This is a genomic window from Roseibium aggregatum (genome assembly GCF_017309185.1).
GTDB classification, from domain to species: Bacteria; Pseudomonadota; Alphaproteobacteria; order Rhizobiales; family Stappiaceae; genus Roseibium; species Roseibium aggregatum_B.
Map to the genome: position 1 here is coordinate 160,570 of NZ_JAEKJZ010000006.1, position 24,603 is coordinate 185,172.

23 protein-coding genes are annotated in these 24,603 nt (G+C 59.4%); 17 read left to right on the top strand and 6 right to left on the bottom strand.

Going from position 1 to position 24,603, the window contains the following annotated elements; all coding sequences use genetic code 11:
• Positions 1 to 168: 168 nt before the first annotated feature.
• From rho to JF539_RS22650, 7 genes are all read left to right on the top strand, one after another.
• On the top strand, positions 169 to 1,434 hold the full coding sequence (gene rho / locus JF539_RS22620; RefSeq protein WP_207143021.1) for a transcription termination factor Rho: 1,266 nt from the start codon (positions 169 to 171) through the stop codon (positions 1,432 to 1,434).
• A 109-nt stretch (positions 1,435 to 1,543) separates the two neighbouring features.
• The gene (locus JF539_RS22625) at positions 1,544 to 2,119 is read left to right on the top strand and encodes a GNAT family N-acetyltransferase (protein WP_207143022.1); all 576 of its coding nucleotides are present in this window, start codon (positions 1,544 to 1,546) and stop codon (positions 2,117 to 2,119) included.
• A gap of 414 nt (positions 2,120 to 2,533) precedes the next feature.
• Positions 2,534 to 3,883 carry a tRNA uridine-5-carboxymethylaminomethyl(34) synthesis GTPase MnmE gene (gene mnmE / locus JF539_RS22630; protein ID WP_207143023.1) on the top strand — a complete coding sequence of 450 codons (1,350 nt, stop codon included), beginning with the start codon at positions 2,534 to 2,536 and terminating at the stop codon, positions 3,881 to 3,883.
• A 276-nt stretch (positions 3,884 to 4,159) separates the two neighbouring features.
• Positions 4,160 to 6,046 (top strand): tRNA uridine-5-carboxymethylaminomethyl(34) synthesis enzyme MnmG, encoded by a 1,887-nt coding sequence (mnmG, locus tag JF539_RS22635; protein WP_207143024.1) that lies wholly within the window; start codon positions 4,160 to 4,162, stop codon positions 6,044 to 6,046.
• Positions 6,046 to 6,702, top strand: a complete 657-nt coding sequence (gene rsmG, locus JF539_RS22640) for a 16S rRNA (guanine(527)-N(7))-methyltransferase RsmG (RefSeq protein WP_207143025.1) — start codon at positions 6,046 to 6,048, stop codon at positions 6,700 to 6,702. The genes mnmG and rsmG overlap by 1 nt, the downstream gene beginning before the upstream one ends.
• A 20-nt stretch (positions 6,703 to 6,722) precedes the next feature.
• Positions 6,723 to 7,547, top strand: coding sequence for a ParA family protein (locus JF539_RS22645; RefSeq protein ID WP_207143026.1), 825 nt, complete (start codon positions 6,723 to 6,725; stop codon positions 7,545 to 7,547).
• Positions 7,548 to 7,648: 101 nt separating this feature from the next.
• A complete protein-coding gene (locus JF539_RS22650) occupies positions 7,649 to 8,554 on the top strand; it encodes a ParB/RepB/Spo0J family partition protein (protein ID WP_207143027.1) in 906 nt (301 codons plus the stop codon).
• A 125-nt stretch (positions 8,555 to 8,679) separates the two neighbouring features.
• On the opposite strand, the gene holA is transcribed toward JF539_RS22650, so the two are convergent.
• From holA to JF539_RS22670, 4 genes are all read right to left on the bottom strand, one after another.
• Positions 8,680 to 9,720, bottom strand: coding sequence for a DNA polymerase III subunit delta (gene holA, locus JF539_RS22655; protein WP_207143028.1), 1,041 nt, complete (start codon positions 9,718 to 9,720; stop codon positions 8,680 to 8,682).
• Positions 9,721 to 9,740: 20 nt separating this feature from the next.
• Positions 9,741 to 10,316 carry a hypothetical protein gene (locus JF539_RS22660; RefSeq protein WP_209017515.1) on the bottom strand — a complete coding sequence of 192 codons (576 nt, stop codon included), beginning with the start codon at positions 10,314 to 10,316 and terminating at the stop codon, positions 9,741 to 9,743.
• On the bottom strand, positions 10,303 to 12,924 hold the full coding sequence (leuS, locus tag JF539_RS22665; RefSeq protein WP_207143029.1) for a leucine--tRNA ligase: 2,622 nt from the start codon (positions 12,922 to 12,924) through the stop codon (positions 10,303 to 10,305). Before leuS ends, JF539_RS22660 begins: the two co-directional genes overlap by 14 nt.
• A 124-nt stretch (positions 12,925 to 13,048) precedes the next feature.
• Positions 13,049 to 13,816: a substrate-binding periplasmic protein gene (locus JF539_RS22670; RefSeq protein WP_207143030.1), complete on the bottom strand. Its 768-nt coding sequence runs from the start codon at positions 13,814 to 13,816 to the stop codon at positions 13,049 to 13,051.
• A 203-nt stretch (positions 13,817 to 14,019) separates the two neighbouring features.
• On the opposite strand from JF539_RS22670, the gene JF539_RS22675 reads away from it, so the two are divergent.
• Together JF539_RS22675 and JF539_RS22680 are read left to right on the top strand one after the other, a co-directional pair.
• Positions 14,020 to 14,691 carry a YggS family pyridoxal phosphate-dependent enzyme gene (locus JF539_RS22675; protein ID WP_207143031.1) on the top strand — a complete coding sequence of 224 codons (672 nt, stop codon included), beginning with the start codon at positions 14,020 to 14,022 and terminating at the stop codon, positions 14,689 to 14,691.
• 275 nt (positions 14,692 to 14,966) lie between these two features.
• Positions 14,967 to 15,197 carry an EF-hand domain-containing protein gene (locus JF539_RS22680; protein ID WP_207143032.1) on the top strand — a complete coding sequence of 77 codons (231 nt, stop codon included), beginning with the start codon at positions 14,967 to 14,969 and terminating at the stop codon, positions 15,195 to 15,197.
• A gap of 109 nt (positions 15,198 to 15,306) precedes the next feature.
• On the opposite strand, the gene JF539_RS22685 is transcribed toward JF539_RS22680, so the two are convergent.
• Positions 15,307 to 16,746 carry a TrkH family potassium uptake protein gene (locus JF539_RS22685; protein WP_209017517.1) on the bottom strand — a complete coding sequence of 480 codons (1,440 nt, stop codon included), beginning with the start codon at positions 16,744 to 16,746 and terminating at the stop codon, positions 15,307 to 15,309.
• 265 nt (positions 16,747 to 17,011) lie between these two features.
• On the opposite strand from JF539_RS22685, the gene dctP reads away from it, so the two are divergent.
• From dctP to rimM, 8 genes are all read left to right on the top strand, one after another.
• A complete protein-coding gene (gene dctP / locus JF539_RS22690) occupies positions 17,012 to 18,004 on the top strand; it encodes a TRAP transporter substrate-binding protein DctP (protein WP_207143033.1) in 993 nt (330 codons plus the stop codon).
• 153 nt (positions 18,005 to 18,157) lie between these two features.
• Positions 18,158 to 18,649, top strand: a complete 492-nt coding sequence (locus JF539_RS22695; protein ID WP_207143034.1) for a TRAP transporter small permease — start codon at positions 18,158 to 18,160, stop codon at positions 18,647 to 18,649.
• Entirely contained in the window at positions 18,646 to 19,929 is a 1,284-nt protein-coding gene (locus JF539_RS22700; protein ID WP_207143035.1) for a TRAP transporter large permease, read from the top strand. Before JF539_RS22695 ends, JF539_RS22700 begins: the two co-directional genes overlap by 4 nt.
• Before the next feature lie 9 nt (positions 19,930 to 19,938).
• A complete protein-coding gene (locus JF539_RS22705) occupies positions 19,939 to 20,811 on the top strand; it encodes an isocitrate lyase/PEP mutase family protein (protein WP_207143036.1) in 873 nt (290 codons plus the stop codon).
• A 418-nt stretch (positions 20,812 to 21,229) separates the two neighbouring features.
• Positions 21,230 to 22,774: a signal recognition particle protein gene (ffh, locus tag JF539_RS22710; protein WP_207143037.1), complete on the top strand. Its 1,545-nt coding sequence runs from the start codon at positions 21,230 to 21,232 to the stop codon at positions 22,772 to 22,774.
• The gene (locus JF539_RS22715) at positions 22,771 to 23,094 is read left to right on the top strand and encodes a chorismate mutase (RefSeq protein ID WP_207143038.1); all 324 of its coding nucleotides are present in this window, start codon (positions 22,771 to 22,773) and stop codon (positions 23,092 to 23,094) included. Before ffh ends, JF539_RS22715 begins: the two co-directional genes overlap by 4 nt.
• 16 nt (positions 23,095 to 23,110) lie before the next feature.
• Positions 23,111 to 23,524 carry a 30S ribosomal protein S16 gene (rpsP, locus tag JF539_RS22720; RefSeq protein ID WP_207143039.1) on the top strand — a complete coding sequence of 138 codons (414 nt, stop codon included), beginning with the start codon at positions 23,111 to 23,113 and terminating at the stop codon, positions 23,522 to 23,524.
• Positions 23,525 to 23,572: 48 nt separating this feature from the next.
• A complete protein-coding gene (gene rimM / locus JF539_RS22725) occupies positions 23,573 to 24,124 on the top strand; it encodes a ribosome maturation factor RimM (RefSeq protein WP_207143040.1) in 552 nt (183 codons plus the stop codon).
• On the opposite strand, the gene JF539_RS22730 is transcribed toward rimM, so the two are convergent.
• The gene (locus JF539_RS22730; protein WP_207143041.1) at positions 24,076 to 24,594 is read right to left on the bottom strand and encodes an antibiotic resistance protein VanZ; all 519 of its coding nucleotides are present in this window, start codon (positions 24,592 to 24,594) and stop codon (positions 24,076 to 24,078) included. The genes rimM and JF539_RS22730 overlap by 49 nt on opposite strands.
• Between the last annotated feature and the right edge of the window lie 9 nt (positions 24,595 to 24,603).

Sequence of the window (24,603 nt, forward strand, 5' to 3'; positions counted from 1 at the left end):
TCGCGTCACTTCCGAACGGCGTTTCATTGTTTCAGTCTTTCGCGACCGCCGTACAATCTGGACACATCTACTCGTCGCTCAGATATCTTCTGCCTGTTTCTTTCTTCGGGCAGAACCGACCTTCCAAACCTAATATCCATAACAACTTAGAAGATAGACCCCAACTCGATGCGGGAAATGAAACTCAAAGATCTAAAAGCAAAAACACCGACAGAGCTCTTGCAAGTCGCTGAAGAGCTGGAAGTCGAAAACGCCAGCACCATGCGTAAGCAGGAGCTTATGTTCGCCATCCTGAAAAACCTTGCGGCACAGGATGTCGAAATCATCGGCGAAGGCGTCGTGGAGGTTCTGCAGGACGGCTTCGGCTTTCTGCGGTCTCCCGATGCGAACTACCTTCCCGGGCCTGACGACATCTACGTTTCTCCGTCTCAGATTCGCCGTTTCTCCCTGAGGACAGGAGATACGGTCGAAGGTCAGATCCGGAGCCCCAAGGACGGCGAACGCTACTTTGCGCTTCTGAAAGTCAACACAATCAACTTCGAGGATCCGGACAAGGCCCGGCACAAGGTTCACTTCGATAACCTGACGCCGCTTTATCCGGATGAACGCTTCCGGATGGAGATCGAGGATCCGACCATCAAGGATCTGTCCGCCCGGATCATCGATATCGCGGCGCCGCTCGGCAAAGGCCAGCGCGCCCTGATCACGGCGCCGCCGCGTACCGGTAAGACTGTCTTCCTTCAAAACATCGCGAAATCGATCACCACCAATCATCCGGAATGCTATCTGATCGTTCTCTTGATCGATGAGCGTCCGGAAGAAGTGACCGACATGCAGCGGACGGTGAACGGCGAAGTCGTCTCATCGACCTTCGACGAACCGGCGGCGCGTCACGTCCAGGTCGCGGAGATGGTGATCGAGAAGGCCAAACGCCTGACCGAACACGGCCGCGATGTTGTCATTCTGCTCGATTCGATCACGCGCCTCGGCCGCGCCTACAACACCGTGGTGCCGTCATCGGGCAAGGTTCTGACCGGTGGTGTCGACGCGAATGCCCTGCAGCGGCCCAAGCGCTTTTTCGGCGCTGCCCGGAATATCGAGGAGGGCGGATCGCTGACGATTATCGCTACCGCCCTGATCGATACCGGAAGCCGCATGGATGAAGTTATCTTCGAGGAATTCAAGGGTACGGGTAACTCCGAAATCATCCTCGACCGGAAGATCTCCGACAAGCGTGTTTATCCGGCCATCGATATCCAGCGGTCCGGCACTCGAAAAGAAGAATTGCTGGTGCCGGGGGAACGTCTCAAGAAGACCTTCGTCCTGCGCCGTATTCTCAACCCGATGGGAACCGTCGACGCGATCGAGTTCCTGCTCGACAAGTTGAAGCAGACAAAGTCCAACGACGATTTCTTCGACAGCATGAACACCTGATCGGTTTAAGTCCGATTTCCAGAAGGCGCGGTTCCGAAAGGCCCGCGCCTTTACTTTTTGTTAAGACTGTTTCACGTGAATCCGCCAATTTCGAATCGGAGCCGAGCCGATGACGGGACAAATCTTTCTTGAAACCAACCGGTTGATCTTGCGCGCGTGGGAGGACAGGGATCGGGACCCCTTTCATGATCTCTGTTCGGATCCGATCGTTATGCGCTACTTTCCGGAACCCCTCTCCAGAGAAAAGTCGGACCTGCTGGTTTCCCGCTGTATCGAGAAACAGAAGCGAGACGGGTTTTCACTGGCGCCTGTCGAGACAAAGGACACGGGCGAGTTTCTCGGTTTCGTCGGTCTTAGCCGGCCAAGCTACGACGCACCGTTGCCGTTCGATCCCTGCGTCGAGATCGGATGGCGCCTGAACCAGTCGGCCTGGGGAAAGGGCTATGCGAGCGAGGCGGCAAAGGCATGGCTTCGATTCGGATTTGAAACAGTTGGCCTGGAGGAGATTGTCGCTTTCACGATTCCCGCGAACGAGCCCTCTCGGAAAGTCATGACACGTATCGGGATGACACGGGATGACGACGGAGATTTTCTTCATCCGAGCCTGCCTGCCGATCATCCCGTGGCGCCGCATGTGCTTTATCGTCTGAAGCGGTCGACCTGGACAACGCAATGCCCGACGTGAATTGCATCTTACCGAAGGGGTGCCTGTGAACGGGACCAAAGGAGTTTTGACTTTCAGCGGACCTGTTTCACGTGAATCATCAAAGTCGATTCGGGTTCGGATCGATCGCCCGGCAAATCAGACAGTCAAATCGAGCAGTATTGATCACGAGGTCCGACATTCTATTTCCGCAGATGAGATGTCGACCTTCCCACACGCAGACTGATTCACGTGAAACAGGGTGCGAGCTTTCGATCAATTTCGAAAGAGGAGGCGATATCTTGATTCGGCTGCGGAACAACAAACCCAAATGAAATCGTCCGTTATTCCTATCGTCGTGCTCTTTGAGATTTGGCCGGTGATTGATATGAAGCGCTCTCACCTCGAACCGATAACGACGGCCTTGAAACAAGCCGGGCTTCCGGAAGGACTTCGATGACTGACACGATCTATGCACTCTCCAGCGGAGCTGTTCCGTCCGGTGTCGCCGTGGTCAGGGTGTCCGGATCTATGACGGCCGAGATCGTGATGACGCTGTGTGGTCGCTTGCCGGACCCGCGCAGGGCAATTGTCTCAAGGCTCAGACATCCGCAATCAAACGACATTCTGGATGAAGCGCTGGTTCTTTATTTCCCGGGACCTGCCAGCTTCACCGGCGAAGATGTCGCTGAATTTCAGTGTCACGGTGGACGGGCGGTTGTCGCCGGGCTTTTGTCGGTGCTCGGGTCATTCGATACCTGCCGGCCTGCGGAACCCGGAGAGTTTACAAGAAGGGCGTTCGAGAAGGGCCGCATGGATCTGACGGAGGTCGAGGGTCTTGCGGATCTCATTGCCGCGGAAACCGAAAGTCAGCGCAAACAGGCGCTGCGCCAGATGGGTGGCGCGCTCGGTGATCTTTATGAAGACTGGCGGAAGCGTCTCATCCACATGCGGGCGATGATCGAAGCGGATTTCGATTTTGCCGACGAGGAGGATGTTCCCGGCAGCGTCGCCGATGAGGTCTGGTCGGAAGCCGCACAGTTGATGGTGGAAATTACCGATCACTTGAACCGGTCCAGAAGCGGCGAGCGGTTGCGCTCAGGACTTCAGGTGGTCCTGATGGGAGCGCCGAACGCAGGCAAGTCGAGCCTGTTGAACGCGGTTGCTGGGCGCGATGTGGCAATCGTCACCGAAGAGGCCGGCACCACGCGGGACGTTATCGAGGTGCATCTCGATCTGGGTGGCTATCCGGTGACCCTGGTCGATACGGCTGGCCTGCGCCGCGCCGAGGGTGTGGTGGAGCGAGAAGGTATCCGAAGGGCCGAAGAGAGAGGCCGCGCCGCCGATCTGATCTTGTGGGCGGTGGAGCCCGGTGGGGTCGAGATGAACGATCCCGATGCGGGTTTACCCGACGAGTTGAAGACCAATGTGCCGGTCTGGGTTCTCAGAACCAAGAGCGATCTTGAGACTCTTCCGGAACAAGACTCTTCCGGAACGATGCAGGAAATCCCTTGCTCTACCGCTCGATCCGATGGTGTTACGCCACTGATTTCGGGTCTTAGCCGTTTTGCAGAGGAAACGATTTCCGTTAGTGAGGCACCTCTGGCGACCCGCGCGCGGCACCGTCATTATCTGGGTGAGTGTCTTGAGGGGCTCAAGATCGCGGTTGAAGCGGAACATCTTCCGACGGAGTTACGGGCGGAAGATCTCCGGCGGGCGGCAGATGCGCTCGGCCGGATCACTGGTCGGATCGATGTCGAGGATCTGCTTGACGTGATCTTCCGGGACTTCTGTATCGGCAAGTGACCGGTTTCACGTGAATCCGACCTTGGGATGGGTCAGGACTTTGAATCGGATCCGGTATGTGTTCCACGTGAATCCGTGAGGTTCTCCTTGTCGGCTATCGGCCGAATTCCACTTTGACCTAAGGGAGGCTAGAGCTTATAAGTCCTCCCAAATCGGTGCCGGTTAATCCGGCCTGTGTTAATCTGGCGGCAGACGCCGGAGCGCGATCCCGAAAATTGATTGGAACAGTGCCAGGGCCCATGCGGATGCAGAGAGCCTTTGCGGACGGTAGAGACTATGAGCGATCAGAATCTGGATTTCGACGTGGTGGTGATTGGCGGCGGGCATGCCGGTTGTGAGGCGGCGGCTGCCTCCGCACGGGCCGGGGCCAACACGGCACTCGTGACTCACCGTTTCGAGACCATCGGCGTGATGTCCTGTAATCCGGCGATCGGCGGCCTTGGCAAGGGGCACCTCGTTCGGGAGATCGATGCGCTCGATGGTCTGATGGGCCGTGTCGCCGACCAGGGCGGTATCCAATTCCGCATGCTCAATCGCCGCAAGGGGCCTGCCGTGCGCGGGCCGAGAACCCAGGCCGACCGCAAGCTTTACCGGGAAGCGATGCAGCGGGAGATCGCTGCGATCGAGGGCTTGAGTGTTGTCGAAGGCGAGGCGCATAAAATCCGCTTTGAGGGAGAGGGTGACGCTCGTTCCGTCTCAGGTCTTGAGCTTGCGGACGGGAGGACGGTTTTCTGCAAGGCGGTCGTTCTGACCAGCGGTACGTTCCTGCGCGGGCTGATCCATATTGGTGACAAGAAAATTCCGGCCGGACGGTCGGGGGAGGCACCGGCATTGGGACTGTCGGAGTCGCTGGAAGAAATCGGTTTCGAACTCGGCCGGCTCAAGACGGGGACGCCGGCGCGGCTCGATGGGCGGACCATTCATTGGGACCGTCTGGAAGTGCAGCCGGGCGACGATGATCCTATCCCGTTTTCCACTCTGACCGAAAAGATAGCTACGCCGCAGATCCCGTGTCACATCACCCGGACGACGCCGGAGACCCATAAGATCATCCGTGAGAATCTGTCCCGCTCGGCGATGTATTCCGGCGAGATCAAGGGACGTGGTCCGCGCTACTGTCCGTCGATCGAGGACAAGATCGTCCGCTTCGGCGACCGGGACGGGCACCAGATCTTCCTGGAGCCGGAGGGCCTCGACGATCATACGGTCTATCCGAATGGTATTTCGACCTCTCTTCCGGAGGACGCCCAGATCGCCTTCCTGCAGACCATTCCGGGCCTTGAAGACGTCCAGGTGCTGCAGCCGGGCTATGCCATCGAGTATGATCACGTGGATCCGCGCGAATTGCGCCAGACCCTGGAAGCCAGGCGCTGCCCGGGACTTTATCTCGCCGGGCAGATCAATGGGACGACCGGCTATGAGGAGGCGGGTGCGCAGGGGCTGGTCGCCGGGCTCAACGCGGCCTTGCGTGTGGCCGGCAAGCCGAGTTTCGTCGTCGACAGATCGCAAGGGTATATCGGCGTGATGATCGACGATCTGGTGACGCGTGGGATCACTGAACCCTATCGCATGTTCACCTCGCGCGCGGAGTATAGATTGTCCCTTCGAGCCGACAATGCGGATCAGCGTCTGACGCCGCTCGGTATAGAGGTCGGCTGTGTGTCGAGGCGCCGGCAAGAGGCGTTCGAGGCGAAGATGGTGAAGATCGCCGAGGCGCGGGATCTCTTGAGGAATCTCACGGTGACCCCTTCAGAGGCCCAGAAAAAAGGTCTGCCTGTGAATCAAGACGGGGTCCGGCGCTCCGCCTTCGATCTTCTGGCTTATCCCAATGTCACCTTTGATGGTTTGACGGCGATCTGGCCTGAGCTTGAAACGGTGGACAAAACCATTGCCGAGCAGGTTGCCACAGACGCGCTCTATGCGGTTTATCTTGAGCGGCAGACCGCGGATATCGAGGCGCTGAAGCGCGATGAAGCCTTGGAAATCCCCGATGGTTTCGACTACGAAGCGATTGTTGGTCTCTCCAATGAAGTCCGCCAGAAACTGATTGATGTCCGTCCCGCAACGCTTGGCCAGGCGTCTCGGATCGACGGCATGACCCCTGCGGCGCTCACCTTGATCCTGTCGTATCTCAAGCGTCAGAGCCAGAGAGGGGCGGCCTGATGAACCGCCCCGTCGTGTTGAATGCCTCTGGACAGGTTGTGCATAAGTTTGGGGATGTTTCACGTGAAACTTTGGACCGTTTACAGATCTATGTGGACCTGGTTCTCAAGTGGCAACCGGCCCAGAACCTGATCGCACCGTCGACCATCCCCGATATCTGGATCCGGCATGTGGCTGACAGCCTGCAGACCCAGTGGAGTTGTCCGGATGCCAGAACCTGGGTCGATATCGGCAGTGGCGGAGGATTTCCCGGTGTGGTGACCGCGATCCTTTTGGCGGATGTGCCGGACGCTCATGTCCACATGATCGAGAGCAACCAGCGCAAGGTCGCCTTTCTTCGTACCGCGCTCCGAGAAACAGGTTCGAAAGGAACGGTTCACGCGGGCCGGATCGAATCGGTTGCGAAAGGGTGGAACCACGGTCCGGTTGATGCTGTTTCGGCCCGGGCCCTGGCTTCCCTGGATCAGCTTTTCCGGCTTTCAGAACCGTTTACCACTCAAGGTGCGCGGGCTGTTTTCCACAAAGGTCAGGATTTTCAGAGAGAAGTTAATGAAGCCTCTGACTCTTGGACCTTCGACATGGTAGAAAAGGTCAGTCTTGTTGATCCTGTGAGCCGGATGCTTCTCTTTTCAAATATTTCTGCCCGGCCGGAATAGCCCAGGAAGGTGTTGTGGCGATGAGCATGCTTCCCGAAACGCCGCGCGTTCTCGCGCTTGCAAACCAAAAGGGTGGGGTAGGGAAAACCACCACGGCAATCAATCTCGGAACGGCTCTGGCCGCCATCGGGGAAAAGGTTCTGGTGATCGATCTCGATCCTCAGGGCAATGCGTCGACCGGGCTCGGTATCGAACATCGGGATCGGGGATTGTCCACCTATGAAGTCTTGAGCGGCGATTGCACGCTCGCGGAAGCTGTTCGGGAAACCGCGGTCCCACGTCTCTGGATCGCCCCGTCGACAATGGATCTGCTTGGCCTCGAGCTTGAAATCGCGGCGACCAATGATCGCGCCTTTCGTCTGCGCACCGCGATCGAGAGTCTCAGCCGGTCGCGCCTGTTCGAGGAAACCGGCTTTACCTATGTCCTCATCGATTGCCCCCCGTCACTCAATCTACTGACCATTAATGCCTTGTCGGCCTCGCATTCGATCCTGGTGCCGCTTCAGTGTGAATTCTTCGCTCTCGAGGGGCTTAGCCAGTTGCTGAGCACGGTTGAACAGGTCAAGGGAGCTCTTAATTCCGAGCTCAGCATTCACGGTATCGTTCTGACCATGTTCGACAGCCGCAACAATCTGTCGGCCCAGGTCGTGGCGGATGTGCGAGAAACCATGGGTGACGCGGTCTACGACACCATCATTCCGCGGAATGTCCGCATCTCCGAAGCACCGTCCTACGGCAAGCCGGCCTTGCTCTACGATCTGAAGTGTGCCGGCAGCCAGGCTTACCTACGGCTGGCCTCGGAGATCATTCAGCGGGAACGGGAGTTGCGTCGGGTTGCTGCCTGAGGCCATTGGGCGCTGAACCGGCGAAGGAGAGGCTGCGGCAGCGGCCTGCTGATCGCTATTTAGCTTCAAGATTTTGAAATATAAGAAGAAAAAGGTGCGGTATGGCGGAAAAGGACGTCAAGAACAAGCGTTTGGGCCGGGGTCTTGCGGCCTTGATCGGAGACTCCGCGCCTGAAGCGGCGGCCCCGCCGGAGAAGATTGTCCGCGACAGCCGCAAGGTACCGATCGAGCACCTGGAGCCGAACCCGCGCAACCCGCGCAAGACCTTCACCGAAAAGGACCTCGGCGATCTGGCCGAGTCGCTCAAGGCAAAGGGGATCGTTCAGCCGATACTGGTCCGCCCGGCGGCCGGCAAGGAAAACCGGTTCGAGATCATCGCCGGTGAGCGCCGTTGGCGGGCCGCGCAGCGGGCCGGTCTTCATGAAGCGCCGATCATCATTCGCGACGTGACCGATCAGGAAGCGCTCGAGCTCGCCATTATCGAGAACGTTCAGCGCGCGGATCTGAACCCGATCGAAGAGGCGATGGGTTACGAACAGCTCACGGCGGAATTCAGCTACAGCCAGGGCGAACTGGCGAAAGTCATCGGCAAGAGCCGCAGTCATGTCGCCAACACCATGCGGCTCCTGAAGCTTCCGAATTCGGTGAAGGACTATCTGGCGGAAGGGCTGCTAACCGCAGGCCATGCAAGGGCGTTGATCACCGTCGAGGATCCGGCGGCGCTGGCCGAGCTGATCGTCGAGAAGGGTCTGACCGTGCGCGACGCGGAGAAGATCTCTCAGGATCCGGACGCTCTTGCCAAGCTCAAGGGTGAAAAGGCCTCCAGCCCGAAGGCGGAAAAGGACGCCGACACCAAGGCCCTGGAAAAGCGGCTCACCGATACGCTGGGTCTCAAGGTCACCGTCGGCCACAAGCCGGGCAAGGAAACCGGGGACCTCAAAATCAAGTACACATCGCTGGAGCAACTTGACGAGATTTGCAAGAAGCTCGGTGTCGAAACGCGCTAACAGAGAGCTTTTGATTGAGCAAAATCCTCATCCTGGGGAGGACTGAAGGTCTGTCTCGAAGGATGAGGCTCTCAGCTGTATTTCTGATTTTCAGTTTGGCGTAAATTCTTTTTTATTACAAAGACTTACCGTCTTTGACTTCTCGCCCTGGCCGCGCGTCCGAGCTTCAGCAAGGCTTCCGAAAGCACCGGTACGCCGAGCGGATCGTTCAAACGGGAGATCCGGGTTGCCTCGCTCAGGATCCCCATGGCTTTCTCAAGGTCCTGTAGGGACCAGATCCGGAGCTGCTGGGAAAATTTCGGTTTGCGGCTGAAGAAGATCGGCGGCCGCTGGCCGTCGATGACGGCCTGGGCGGGTTTTCCCTGATCGACATCGACGCGCATGCGGTGAAGATGCTGAAAATGCTTCAGGGCCTGATTGGCGATGACCGACGCCTTCGATCCGGCTTCGGACAGGCGCTCCAGTCCGTGGTCCAGTGTGGCGAGGTCGCCGGAAGCGGCGGCGTCGATCAGTTCGGAGGTTTCAAAGGCGGAGGCATCGCCGATGATCGCTTCGATGTCCTCGCTTTCGATCCGGCCCTTGCCGAGAGCGTACAGGCACAGTTTTTTCAGTTCGCCCCGGCTGGCCATACGGTCACCGCCCAGAAGGCTGTGAAGCGCGGCCCGGGCCTCGCGGGTAATCGTCAGGCCGGCCTCCCGCGTTTCCTCGTCGATGAGGTGATCGATGCCCCGGTCGCTGTCCGCGTAACAGGGCAGAGCAACGGCGCGCTTGTGGGATTCGATCAGTTTGCGCAGTCCGGCGCCCTTTTTGATGTCTCCGCCCTCCAGAACTACCAGCGTCTGCCAGTCGTCGAGCTTCAGGACCGGTTCGACAGAGGGGTTGAGGTTCTTGCCGCTGGCATCCTTGACCCAGACGATTCTCCTTCCCCCGAACAGGGGGACCGTTAGAACCTCGTCAACCAGTCGGCTTGGATCCGAACTGAGTTCGGAGGCGTCGATCTTGATCAGGTTGAAAGGATCGTCATCGCCTTCCGAGGCCTTGGCAACCAGGCGGCTCGCCCGCTCGGAAACGAGACCCGAATCGGGCCCGAACACGAGAACGACCCCACCGTCCTTCGGCGGATTGGCGACAAACCGGTCAATTTCCGCTGCCTTCAGGACGGCCATGGCGGGATCCTCGGACGGGCTTAAGACTTGCTGGAGAAGTATCCGGCGATCCGAAGAGCGATGTCGTCCGCCACTGCTTTCGCTACCCGTTCGTTGGCGTCTCGCAGGGCCCGTCGATTGGCGAAGCGCTGACTGGAAAAGTCATAGGACGCCGATTTGAAGGTCTTGCCGGTCAGAAGGGTTTCGTTGGTCGTGAGGTCGCTCAACACGAACGTCGAGTTCATCGTCATGGTGTAGGCGGAGGGAACGTCGGCGAACTCTTCGACGCCGACCTCGGCGCTGCTGACATCCATCAGCACCTGCAGCCGGTATTTCTTCGGCGGAGTTGCGGCGCCTCTTTCGAATTTGAAAGTGAGTTCGTTGAAAAGAACCCGCGCGGCATCGTCATTTGCATAGCGCGACGAAATCGAATCGAGATCGATCGCGGCAAGTTCCGCGGCCACGGGTGAAGGGACCGATCCGAACTCTCCCGTGCTGGTGCCGTAAAGCGGCCGGACCTGGCATCCGCCCAGGATGGCAAGTCCGGCGACGCTGACGCAAAGGAGAGCGGTCCGTACTGCGCTCCTGTTCAAGAAGGTGTTGTTAAACAACGACATTCACGATCCTTTGCGGCACGACGATGAGCTTTTTCGGGGCGTTTCCGTCCAGAGCTTTTTGAACGAAGTCCAAGCTTAACGTAGCTGCTTCGACCTCCTCTTTGGAAGCCTCTTTTGCAATTTCCAGCTCGCCGCGCCGCTTGCCGTTGATCTGGATCGGATAGGTCACGGTGTCGTCGACCAGAAGGGTCTCATCCACTGTCGGCCAGTTGGCTTCGGAGATGAGATTATCGTGGCCAAGCGCGGACCAGCATTCCTCGGCCAGGTGCGGCATCATCGGCGCCATCATCTGGACGAGATAGTCGGCGGCTTCCCGAACCGCATATTCCATGGCCGCGTCGTTCAGCCCTTCGGACAAGGCCTTGCCGATCGCATTGACAAACTCGTAGATCCGGGCAACGGCCCGATTGAAGCCGAGACCTTCCAGATCGGCGGTCACGGCCGCCAGCGTCCGGTGGCTTGCCTGGCGCAGGGCCAACGCGTTGCCGGAAAGGGCTGGCGCCGATCCTCCGCGAGGTTCGCTGTTCTCCGCGATTTCACCGATGAGGCGCCAGACCCGCTGTACGAAACGCCAGGCGCCCTGGACGCCGTCCTCGGTCCAGATCACATCGCGCTCGGGCGGACTGTCGGACAGCATGAACCAGCGGGCGGTGTCCGCGCCGTAGGTGTCGATGATGTCGGTCGGGTCGACAGTGTTCTTCTTCGACTTCGACATCTTCTCGACGGAGCCGATGGTCACCTCGTCGCCGGTATCCAGAAGCGTGGCCCGCCGGGATCCGTCGATATCCTCGATCCTGATCTCGGCCGGCGAAACCCAGCGGCCATTGGCGCCATCGCCCAGACGGTAGGTCTCGTGGTTGACCATGCCTTGTGTAAACAGGCCCTTGAACGGCTCCTTCAGATCCAGCGCGCCGACCTTCTGCATGGCGCGGGTGAAGAAGCGGGAGTAAAGCAGGTGCAGGATCGCGTGCTCGATGCCGCCGATGTACTGGTCGACCGGAAGCCAGCCGTTGGCGGCTTTCGGATCGGTGGGCTGGTCGCAATCCGGCGCGGTAAAGCGGGCGAAATACCAGGACGAATCCACGAAAGTGTCCATGGTGTCTGTCTCGCGCTTCGCCGGTTTGCCGCAGTTCGGGCAGGTCGTCTCGCGCCAGGACGGATGACGGTCCAGGGGATTGCCCGGTTTGTCGAAATTGATGTCGTCGGGAAGCTGAACGGGCAGGTTCTCGTCTTTTTCGGGAACCACGCCGCAGTCTTCGCAATGGATGACCGGGATCGGGCAGCCCCAGTACCGCTGACGGGAAATGCCCCAGTCGCGCAGGCGGTAGTTCACCTGACGTTCCGCCTGGGGGGCGCCGCCTATGGAGATGGCCTCCAGTTTCCTTGCGACCGCTTCCTTGGCGTCCGGAATGCTCAAGCCGTCCAGGAAGCCGGAGTTGAAAATCGTGCCGTCGTCGGTGAAGGCCTCGTTGCCGATTTCAAAGGCCGCCGGATCCGCGTTTTTCGGCAAGACCACCGGCTTGACGCTCAGATCGTACTTACGGGCGAAATCCAGGTCACGCTGATCGTGCGCCGGACAGGCGAAAATTGCCCCGGTGCCGTAATCCATCAGAATGAAGTTGGCGACGTAAACCGGCAATTCGACGCTGTCGTCCAGCGGGTGCTTGACCCGCAGACCGGTATCGATGCCACGTTTTTCGGCTTTCTCGATGGCTTCTTCGGAAGTGCCGACGCGGCGGCATTCGTCGATAAAGGCCTTGAGCTCCGGATTGGTTTTCGCAAGCTCGGTTGAAATCGGATGATCCGGAGACAGACCCATGAAAGACGCGCCGAACAACGTGTCCGGACGGGTGGTGAAGATCTCCAGGGCGGTGTCGCCGGTGGGTGCGGCATCGATGAATTCGAAGCGCACGCGCAAGCCTTCCGAGCGGCCGATCCAGTTCTTCTGCATCAGTCGCACTTTTTCCGGCCAGCGGTCCAGGGACTCGATGGCTTCCAGCAGGTCTTCGGAATAATCGGAAATCCTGAAAAACCACTGGGTCAGTTCGCGCTGTTCGACAAGCGCGCCGGAGCGCCAGCCACGGCCGTCAATCACCTGTTCGTTCGCCAGAACGGTCATGTCGACCGGGTCCCAGTTGACCTTGGCGTTCTTGCGGTAGACCAGACCGGACTCCAGGAATTTCAGGAACAGGCGCTGCTGTTGGGTGTAGTAGGCCACGTCGCAGGTGGCGAATTCGCGGCTCCAGTCGAGGGACAGGCCCATGATCTTGAGCTGACCGCGCATGGCGGCAATGTTGTCGTAGGTCCAGTCCTTTGGGTGGACCTTGTTCTGCATTGCGGCGTTTTCCGCCGGCATGCCGAAGGCGTCCCATCCCATGGGATGGAGCACATTGAACCCCTTGGCGCGCTTGAAACGGGCCACCACGTCGCCCATGGCGTAGTTGCGGACATGGCCCATGTGAATGCGGCCGGACGGGTAGGGGAACATTTCCAGGACGTAGTATTTGTCCCGGGGATCGTCGTTGTGGGTAACGAATACGTCCTTGTCGTTCCAAATCTTCTGCCAGCGCGCTTCCACTTCGCGCGCGTTATACCGTTCCGTTGCCATCAAGTGTGCCGTTTTCTAGCCGCCGGGAGGAGGCGGATTTATTAAGTGTTTGACCGCCGGACTGTCACCAGAAATCCGGTCCGGGGTCAACCTGAGAGGCAGGATTGAATGCCCGAAAGCGTGTTTATTCCGCTAAGGCGGGTTCGTAAAGCTTGCGGAAGTCGTAACTTCTTGCGGAAACCTGTTTGCGGCTGCCGAATTCATCCCAGATTTCCAGCATGCGCCGGCCGTCCGGATGGGCTTTGCTGAAAAGAATGTAGAGCGGCACGATGCGGATAGGCCGCGATCCCTGGATGAGGCCCGCCTCTTCCCGCAGAACCTCGCGGCTGTGCGCCTGCCCGACAACGTCGTTCTCGATGAAGATGTCGGCTCGCTCGTGCCGAAGCATCGTCCAGGCCTGTTCTTCGGTGGCGACACCTTGAAAGACTACACCCTCTTTCCGGAGTGCGGCCTCATACCAGTAGCCGGAAATGCCGACCACGGTCAGGCCACGGGTTCGGAGTTCCTTGAAGGATAACGGTTCCAGACCTTCGGGAAACCGGTCCTTGCGGTAGAAATAGACGTCCCTGGCTTCTCCCAAAGGGGTTTCGGGGTAAAGGAAATCCTTCTGCCGGTCTTCGACGAATGCCCAGGAGAAGCTGGCGGGAATTGAGCCGTGGCGCGTGGTTTCAAGCGACCGCAGCCAGGGCAGGAATTCAAAGCGGACATTGTGCCCGGCTTTCCGAAAGGCCTGGGTTACCGCTTCCGCATGAGACCCGAAACCGGCCGAGTCCCTTGCAACGAAAGGGGGCCATTCACCGACCGCGAAGGTGAATGTTTCCGCCTTCGCCGCTGCGACCTGCAAAGCCAGCGCGATCAGCATTGCGATAGAACGGACACCACCTGAGACCAATTTGGAACTCCCGACATAAACGGCCTGACGTCGACTTATGGGCGAGAGAAATGAACAAACCTGTAAATTTTAACGATCAAACGAGTCTTCTTGCTCGGTATGCGGGCAGTCCTCCGGTTCGGCGCCGTGGCTGAAAGCCACTTGTGACTGCCGTGCCGCTGGATGTAAGTAAAGCCGGATATCCCTCTCTCCCGGAGTTCTCCATGGTAACTGCCGCCGACCGCCTGTCAGACGTCAAGACCGAGATTCGATCCGCGGAAACCGAGTTTGGCAGAGCGGAAGGATCCGTCAGGCTGATTGCCGTTTCCAAGACATTCGATATCGACGCGATCCGGCCGGTTCTGGAAGCCGGCCAGCGGGTTTTCGGCGAGAACCGGGTGCAGGAAGCGATGGGCAAATGGCCGGCCTTGAGACAGGAGTTCGAGGGTATCGAGCTTCACCTGATCGGCCCCTTGCAATCCAACAAAGCCAAGGAGGCGGTGGCGACCTTCGATGTCATTCATACGGTGGATCGTCCCAAGATCGCGAAGGCGCTCAAGGCGGAAATGGTGAAGCAGGGAAGAGACCTGCCCTGTTTCATTCAGGTCAACACGGGCGAAGAGCCGCAAAAGGCGGGAATCGCCCCCAAGGATGTCGATGGTTTTGTTCGCGACTGCAGGGACGAGGTCGGCCTCGACGTTGTCGGCCTGATGTGCATTCCACCGGTCGACGAAGCGCCGGGCGAGCATTTCGCGCTGCTTGAAAAAATTGCCGGCCGCAACGGTTTGAGCGAGATATCCATGGGCATGTCTTCCGACTACCGGGTGGCTATCGGATTCGGGGCGACTTGCGTTCGTGTGGGATCGGCCATTTTCGGCACGCGCGACTACCCCTGACGGGTGCGAGCCGCATAATGGCCCGAAACGGGTCAAAAGTGTCATGACCTTGACCGGCGTTTGACCGTATTGGCCGGTGCGTCACAAGATTACCTCGACACAACCTCCAAGACGCCGTTCCAACGTCCCGATCGCCCCTCAGAGTTTCTTCCGTTCCGGTTCACCGGGTCGCAGGGGTTCGGCGAACAGACGGAACGCGGGGTGTTGCTCCGCCGCGCGATCTGCCGCGGCAAGGGCAAATGCCTGACCAATACCAAACACCTGGAGGTCATATCATGTCCAAACGTCTTACAGCCGCCGTTCTGATGGGTAGTCTTGCCGTGTCCACCGCGGCGCTCGCCCAGGGCATGTCATTCGAGGCAGTTGACGCCGATCAGGACGGCTATGTCACGTTCGAAGAGATTTCGGCAGCCAACCCGACCATGACGGAAGACATCTTCCAGGCGGCGGACGTGAATCGGGACAGTTTGCTGGATCCGGAGGAATTCACCATCCTGCAGCCGTAATCGCGGTTTCAGGCGGTCTATCCCCCACAGGCCGGTCAACGGCCTGACCGTCTGATTAAGACCATCGCCGGACAGGTCACGCCGGCGATGGTTTTCCGCGGAACGATGACTATTCCAGCCAGAAATCCGGGGTGAGCAGGAGAATGCCCGCGAGGATCTCAAGCCGTCCCAGGATCATTTCAATGGCAAGAAACCATTTCGCGACGTCCGGCAGGGACTGAAAGGTTCCGGACGGGCCGATTGTGTCGCCCACACCGGGGCCGACGTTGGCAAGAGCGGTGATCGAAGCGCTCAAGGCGGTCTCCAGGTCGAGGCCCAGCATCATGTAGACGACGGAAAAACCCGCGAAGGTTCCCGCGTAGAGGACGGCGAACACCAGTACGCCCTCGAGAACGGAATTGGAGACCGCGTGGCCCTGGTACCTGGGTTCGACGATCCGGTGAGGCCGTACCATCCGACGGAAAAGGCACTGGATGTAGCCGATCAGAATGGCGATCCGGAACATCTTGAAGCCGCCGGAGGTCGAGCCGCTGCACCCGCCGAAAAAGGTCAGCATGAAGAAGATCGCGATGACCGCCGGGCCGAACTGAAGATAGTCGTTGGCCGCGTAGCCGGTGGTGGTGATGACGGAGACCACATTGAACACGGCAAGCGTGAACATGTGGAACGGTGTGTCGTGAACGATGTAGCGTTCGAAATAGAAGACACCGAGTGAAGCAGCGCCGACGATGATGAAGAGAAATGCTATCTGCACGTCCAGCTTGAAGGATTTCCGTTCGATGCCGCGGATCAGATAGAGAAACGGAACGCTCGACGTCAGCATGAAGAAGGTTGCCACCCAATAGACCGAAACGCCGGGGAACTGGCCGAAGGATTGGTCCGATGTCGAGAATCCCCCCGTGGAGACCGTCGTCATCGCGTGAACGACGGCTTCGAAGAACGTCATGCCGCAGAGCTGGTAGAGCATCATGCAGGAGAGGCTGAGGCCGCCGTACAGAACGAGCAGCCTGAAGACGAAAGGGCCGATGTGACCGTAGGGCTTGTTGGTCTTTTCCGAGGACTCCAGGGCAAAAAGCTGGCTTCCGCCCACCCTCAGGCCCGGAAGGAGCCAGATGCCGAGCGCGATCACGCCGATTCCGCCGATCCATTGAAGCAATGCCCGCCACAGCAATATCCCGGGTGGCAGCGTGTCCAGGCCGGTCAGAACGGTGGACCCGGTGGTGGTGAGACCCGAGGCGGTTTCGAAAAACGCATCCGTGAAGTCTATCCCGAGACCGCTGAAATAGAGCGGCACGGCGCCAGCGAAGGAAAAGGCGAACCAGGCCGCGTTGACGAAGAGGATGGCTTCCCGGAAATTGCCCGGAGGGCTTACGCCCTGGAAGGCCATGTTCATCAAAATGCCGGTGGTTCCAAGAACCACCGCCGAAACGAGAAAGACCTGCCAGTCCGGATTTTCGGCAAACGCGTCCGCGACCGCTGGCAGGATCATCAGCAGTGAAATGAGAATGAGCAAGCGTCCGATGGGCAACGCAATGGCTCTGAAATTCATTTTCTGAGCATCCGGACGGTCGGCTGTCAGAGTGGCAGTCGAGGTAGGTTGACGTAATTCGTTATCTGCGTGTGTGCCGCAAAATGCAAGGCGTCGCCAAGGCGGGCCCTATGTCGCGATCGGCCAGGCGGTCACCGGGATGGTGCCGGATACCGTTTGGAGCCGATGAACTTCTTCACTTGCGATACAGTATTTTGCCGTGAACTGATATTGACAAAAAAAGCAGTCTGTCCAGACTGGGCCATTATCGGGAGGAAAACATAACATGAAACCAATGAATTGGGCTCTTGGAGCCGCACTCGCTCTTGGGTTGTCGACCGGTATCGCCAACGCGGCGGACACGACCCTGCGGATTTCGCTGCAGCTGCCGCTGACAAGCCACCTCGGCCAGAATCTTCTTCTCTTCAAGGAAGAGGTGGAGAAAAACTCGAAGGGTGAGATTGCCGTCGAGATCTATGATTCCGCGCAACTCTACAAGGACAAGGAAGTGCCGGCGGCGGTCGGTTCCGGCTCGATCGAAATGGGTGTGGCATCGCTGACGCGCTTTGTCGGCGACATTCCGGCCGTCGACATTTTCTACCAGCCGTTCCTGTTCGACACCGAGGAAAAGGTCCGGGCCGCCACAGCTCCGGGCTCCACGGTCCGTGGCCCCCTGGACGAAGCGATCAAGGAAACCGGTTCGACAGTTCTGTGGTGGCAGGCCTACGGCGGAGCCATCATGCTGTCCAAGGGTGCTCCGATCAAAACGCCGGAGGATCTGAAGGGCAAGAAGGTTCGTGTCTTCGGCAAGACCCTCGGTGATTTCGTAACGGCGGCAGGCGGTGCGCCGACCCTGATCTCGGGTTCCGAACAGTATCTTGCCTATCAGCGCGGAACCGTCGATGTCGGCATGACCGGCATGTCCGGCGTCAAATCGCGCAAATTGTGGGAAGTGATGGATACTGTCACTGTGACCAACAACGCCGACATCGAATTCCTCGTCCTCATCAACACCGATTTCTGGAATGGCCTGCCGGACGGTCACAAGGCGGTCATCGAAGCGGCGGCGCTGAAGGCGGACAAGGAAGTTCGCGACCGTATGTCGGAGATCGAGGCCGGCGCTTTCGAGGAAGCGAAGGAAAACGGGATGACGATCTATACGCCGACGGCGGAGGAAATGGCTGCCTGGAAAGCCGTCAGTCAACCCGTGTATGACGCCTATGTCGAAAAGGCGGGCGATCTGGGTAAAACGGTCCTCGACGCGGCCAACAATCTCTGAACGAATTTCAGAGCAATTTCGAAGACGAGCGGCGGACAACGGTCCTGCCGCTCTTTTTCGGCCGTTGAAGCGGTAAACGGCCTTGACGCCTGTCGGCCGGTGTTTCTTCTTTGACGGGATCTTCTGAATTTTCCGCATCATTCCGGTGGGGCAATGAAACTCTATTCCTGTCTTATGCTCGCGTTTGCCTGGGTGGCGGCGGTCCTGTTCCTTCTTGCCGGCGGGATGCTCACCTATGAAGTGACGGCGCGTTATCTCTTCGTCGCGCCGACCATCTGGGCGGCGGAACTGTCCCAGCTCTGCCTGATCTGGGGATCGATGACGGCGATGCCCTGGCTTCTGGGAGCACGCCGGCATATCGGCGTCGACGTTGTCACCGAGCGCCTCGGCCCGGTGGGAAAGCGGATTTGCCACAGTCTGGCAATGATCGCGGTTGCCGCTTTCGGTGCCGCCGTCGCCTGGAAAGGCTGGGGCATCTTTTGGGATTCCTTCGAACGCGGCCGGACCACCGGGTCGATGCTCGATCTGCCGACCTGGGTTTCCGAACTGGCAATTCCCGTGGGATTTGGCCTTTTGTTCGTTCAGGCCCTTGTTGAGCTGCCCAAGGCTTCCGACGCGGATCGCAAAGAAGAGCCAACCGCATGACCACGATTTATATTCTCGCCGCGCTGTTCTCCCTGCTTCTGATCCGGGTGCCGGTTGCCTTTGCCCTCGGCGGTCTCGGGCTGGCGCTTCTCCTGCTGGGCGGGTTTTCACCGCTGATGGCGCCTCAGGCGATCCTTTCGACACTCGACGGGTTCATCCTGCTGTCGGTGCCTCTTTTCCTGCTGATGTCGAATATTCTCCTCAAAGGCGGTGTCGGCCGGGATCTCTTCGCCGCCGTTCACGCCTGGGTCGGCCATTTTCCCGGCGGTCTGGCGGTTGCCACCATTTTGTCCTGCGGGATTTTTGCAGCGATTTCAGGCTCTTCCGTCGCAACGGCGGCGACCATCGGCACGGTCGCCATTCCGGAGATGATCGAACGGGGCTACGAGCGGCGGTTCGTCTACGGTCTGCTGGCCGCCGGCGGCACGCTCGGTATTCTGATACCGCCGTCGATACCGATGATCGTCTACGGTTTCGTTACCGAACAGTCGGTCATCGCGCTGTTTCTGGCGGGCATCGGACCAGGCCTGCTGCTCGTGGCCTTCTTCATCATCTTTTCCATGATTTACGCGCGCCGGTTCAAGGCTGTTCAGGATGTGCAGGATGTGCAGGAAATCAGCTCCGAGGAACGCTGGAATGCCACGTTAAGGGCTTTGCCGTCCATTCTTCTCGCGGCGATCGTGATCCTGGTCATCTATACCGGCATCGCGACGCCGACCGAGGCAGCCGCGATCGGTTTTGCCTTTGCCCTGCTGATCACCGGGGTCCTGTTGCGATCGCTGAGCTGGCAGGGTCTCAAGGAAGCCGCGTTCGAGTCGATGGCGACAACGGTTGCCATTCTTCTGATCGTCGCGGGGGCGAAGGTCTTCGGCAAGGCGATCACGCTCTACCGCATTCCGCAGGATATCTCCGTTTTCATCGGCCAGAACATCGATACGCCGCTGATGTTCATCCTCGTGGTGTCGGTCGTGCTCCTGATCATGGGGCTGGTCTTCGAGGCCCTTTCCATGGTTCTCATCATGACGCCCGTGCTGTTGCCGGCTGCCTTGGCGCTGGGCTTCGATCCGATCTGGTTCGGCGTCTACATGGTGGTGATGGTGGAGTGCGCGCTGATCACGCCGCCGGTCGGTCTCAATCTCTACGTGATCCAGTCGGTGGCGAAAGCGCGGCTTGCGGATGTGTCGCGGGGCGTGATGCCGTTCCTGCTTCTGATGCTGGTCTCGGTTGCAATTCTCTATGTCTGGACGGATCTGGCTCTTTATATCCCCTTCAAGTTTTAAGGATCTGAAATGCCTTCCTCGGCCGAAAACCTTCGTGCCCTGCTCGCGCAGGACAAGCTTCACGTGATGCCGTGCTGTTTCGATGCCCTGTCGGCCAAGCTGATCGAACAGGCAGGTTTCGATCTGACCTTCCTGTCCGGCTTCGCCACATCGGCCGCCCGGATCGGCCAGCCGGACCTGGGGCTGATGTCCTATGCAGAGGTTCTCGACCAGGCGCGTAACAGCGTGGATGCAATCCGGATCCCCCTGATCGCCGACGGCGATACCGGCTACGGCAACGCGATGAATGTGCGCCGGACCGTGGCGGGGTTCGCGAAAGCCGGTGCGGCCTGTGTCATGATCGAGGATCAGCTTTCGCCGAAGCGCTGCGGTCACACGCCCGGCAAGGCGGTTGTTGCCCGGGAGGAAGCTTTCGACCGGATTCGGGCGGCGGTCGATGCCAGGAACGAGGGCGCGGATATCCTGATCATGGCGCGGACGGACGCCCGACACGAACACGGGCTCGGTGAAGCTATCGAGCGGGCGGCCAGGTTCAAGGAACTGGGCGCGGATATTCTCTTTGTGGAAGCGCCCAAGACCGTCGAAGAGATGAGAACGGTCTGCCGGGAGCTTCCCGGCCCGAAAATGGCGAATATCGTCGAGGGCGGCGAAACGCCCGACCTGTCGCACGAAGAGCTCCACGACATCGGCTACGCTATTGCCGCCTATCCGCTGACCCTGATGGCAAGCGCCATGAAAGCGATGATGGAAACGCTCGGGCGCCTGAAGGCCGACGAGGATAGAACGCCGGGCCTGATGGATTTCAAGGAGCTGCGCGACCGGATCGGTTTCGACCAGTATTACGAGACCTCCTCGCGCTACGAAACCTCCAGGCGGGATTGAGTTTTCCGGATATCCGCCGTTTGTTTCCTCGGTCTCGCGCCGGGTTTGTCCAATGGAGCTGCTAACGAATTCAATCGTTCCGGCGACGACCTCAGAATCCTTCGTCTTCCGTTGGATTTTGCTGACAGGGGTCCAAGCCGGAAACGGTAACCTCCCGCGCCTTCCTTGACTCTCCGGCCTCTTTCAGGCATAGACCCGCCAACTCCATTTGAGTGATCGACATTTCAAGCCGCCGACCGGGACCCGCACAGGTGTAAAGAGAGCCCGGAGGTTAACACCCGACAGCGCGATGCGCCCTCGGGTGCAAAACTGCTTTGCGTGGTTCGATTTGTCCCGGTGCGGGCCCCTTGGAACAAGGCGGCGGTTGCCCATATGGTGCGGGAGATATCCCGAAAATTGAGACCCTAAGGACCACTTGATGTTTGAAAGCCTGTCCGATCGACTAAGCGGCATTTTCGACAAGCTCACCGGCCGCGGCGCGCTGTCCGAAAACGACGTTAACGAGGCGCTGCGCGAAATCCGCCGCGCGCTGATCGAGGCTGACGTCGCCCTGCCGATCGTACGGTCCTTCACCGACAAGGTCCGCAACCGGGCCGTCGGCGCGGAAGTGGTGAAATCGATCACGCCTGGCCAGATGGTCGTGAAGATCGTTCACGATCAGCTTGTCGAGATGCTCGGGGAAGAAGCCCAGCCGATCGATCTGAATGCGCCGGCGCCCGTCGCCATCATGATGGTCGGTCTGCAGGGCTCAGGTAAGACCACGACCACGGCCAAAATCGCCCGCCGGATGACCCAGCGCGACAAGCGCAAGGTGCTGATGGCCTCGCTCGACACCCGCCGCCCGGCGGCGCAGGAACAGCTCAAGGTGCTGGGCGAGCAGAACGGCATCGATACCCTGCCGATCGTCGCGGGTCAGGGGCCGGTGGAAATCGCCAACCGGGCCATGTCGGCGGCGAAACTCGGCGGCTATGACGTCGTGCTTCTAGATACCGCCGGCCGGATTCACATCGACGAGCCGCTGATGGTGGAAATGGCGGACGTCAAGGCGGCCACCAATCCGCATGAAATCCTGCTTGTTGCCGACAGTCTGACCGGTCAGGACGCCGTGAACCTGGCCCAAAGTTTCGACGAGCGTGTCGGCATTACCGGTATCGCACTGACCCGTATGGATGGTGACGGCCGCGGCGGCGCGGCCCTGTCCATGCAGGCGGTGACCGGACGGCCGGTCAAGCTCATCGGGACGGGTGAGAAGTCGGACGCGCTGGAAGACTTTCATCCCAAGCGGATTGCCGACCGTATCCTTGGAATGGGCGACATCGTCTCGCTCGTCGAAAAAGCGGCCGAAGCCATCGATGCGGAAAAAGCCGCCAAGATGGCGAAGAAGATGCAGAAGGGTCACTTCGACCTGGAAGATCTCGCCGAGCAGCTCAAGCAAATGGAAAAACTCGGCGGCATGTCCGGCATGATGAGCATGCTGCCGGGCGTCGGCAAGATGAAGAAGCAGATGGATGCGGCGAACATCGACGACAAGATGTTCAAGCGCCAGATCGCCATCATCCAGTCGATGACCCCGGGCGAGCGCAAGAAACCGGATCTTCTGAAGGCCAGCCGCAAGAAGCGGATTGCCGCCGGGTCCGGTGTTGAAGTCGCCGAGGTCAACAAGCTTTTGAAAATGCACCGCCAGATGGCGGACATGATGAAGAAGATGGGCAAGGGCAAAGGCATGCTCGGCAAGCTGATGGGCGGTATGGGCGGCGGCATGCCGGATGTCGATCCGAAGCAGCTTGAGGAAATGGCCAAGTCCGGCCAGCTTCCGGGCGGCATGGAGCTGCCGAAAGGTCTTCCGGGCGGTCTTGCCGGAGGCGCGGGCCTGCCTCCCGGAATGCCGGGACTTCCCGGTCTCGGCGGGCCCAAGCTTCCCGGTCTGCCCGGCATGGGAATGGGCAAGGGCAAGAAACGATGAGCGACGCGGAAATCCGTCTGGCCGAAAGCGATGCGCTGAAGGAACTGAAGGCGCTCAGAGCTTCGATCGACAATATCGACGCAGCGCTCGTTCACATGCTCGCCGAACGCTTCAAGTGCACCCAGAAAGTGGGTGTTCTGAAAGCCACCAACGACCTGCCGCCGGCCGATCCGGGGCGGGAGAAAATTCAGATCGAAAGGCTGCGGCAGCTTGCCGCCGATGCCAATCTCGATCCTGACTTTGCCGAGAAATTCCTGAACTTCATCGTTCGCGAAGTGATCCGGCACCATGAAGCCATTGCCGCTGAAGCCGGCAACTAAAAAACTGGAGAAAGAAATGGCTACGAAAATCAGACTGGCACGCGGCGGTTCCAAGAAGCGCCCGTATTACCGCATCGTCATCGCCGACATCCGCTCCCCGCGCGATGGCCGCTTCATCGAAAAGGTCGGTTCCTACGATCCGATGCTGCCGAAGGACTCCGAGGACCGCGTCAAGCTGGATGTCGAACGCATTCAATACTGGCTTGGCAACGGCGCGAAGCCGACCGACCGTGTCCACCGTTTCCTCGACGCCGCCGGTCTTCTGAAGCGCGAGCCGCGCAACAACCCGAAGAAAGCCGAGCTGGGCGCGAAGGCGAAGGAACGCCTGGAAGCCAAGCGTCAGGCAGAGGAAGAAGCAGCCGCCGCCGCTGCCGAAGCCGCAGCCGCTCCGGCTGAGGAAGCTCCGGCCGAGGAAGCCGCCGCTGAATAAGCCGGCCAATATCCGCTGCGCCGGAGTGTTTGACGGGAAATTCCTGGTATGAGTTCCTCCGAGAACCAAAAGGTCTTGCTGGCCAAGATCGGCGCGGCGCACGGCATTCGCGGAGAGGTGCGGGTCAAGCCGTTCGGCGACGATCCGCTCTCCTTTACCGACTACGGCGTTTTGACCACGAAGGACGGAAAGCGGCTCTTCGAGGTTGAGAAGGCGCGTGTGCAAAAAACGGTCGTGATCACCAAGTTCAAGGGGATCGGCGACCGGAACCAGGCCGAAGAGCTGAACGGAATTGAACTCTTTATCGATCGGGACCAGCTCCCGGATCCCGAAGAGGATGAGTTCTATTATTCGGATCTTACCGGACTGAAGGTTCTGGACCGGACCGGCGACAAGCTTGGTTCGATCGTTGCTGTTCAGGACTTCGGGGCGGGCGACCTTCTTGAAATCCGGCCCTCACGTGGAAAGACTTTTTACGTGCCCTTCACAAGGGAATTCGTGCCCGAAATAAGTCTCGAGGCGGGGGTTGTGCACGTCGATTTGCCGGACGATTATTTGTCCGAGGACACGCCGGACTCCTCCAGCGACGCCCCCGAATAGTAACGCGCTGGAACCGGCTGCAATCCCATCTGCATGAGATCGAGATCCTCCGGTTCCGAAAGTTCCGCTTCTCTTGCCTCGGAGCGGATCAGGGCGATCAGCGCGACCGTCAAGGCAACCCCGATGCCATTGGCGACCGTGTCGGAGAGCGACATCTCATGGTGCGGCAGGAAGCCCTGCACGAGCTCGCCCGCGATCCCCATGCCGAAGGCAACGACGGCGGAAATGCGCAGGCGGCAGCAGAAGAGCGCGTGAATCGACAACGTCAGCAACGCATAAAACCCGATATGGATGACCTTGTCGTAAGGGTGCCCCACGCCGGTGTTGAACACCAGACCGACCAGAACTCCGAACGTCAACAGAGCCGACAACGGCAGAACACGGCTGACGGAAATGTCGAGATAGTGCCGGTCCACCTGCTTTTGCACAAAGGCGGGCAACGTCAAGCGGAGGACGGGGAGCTTAAGCACGACGGGAAT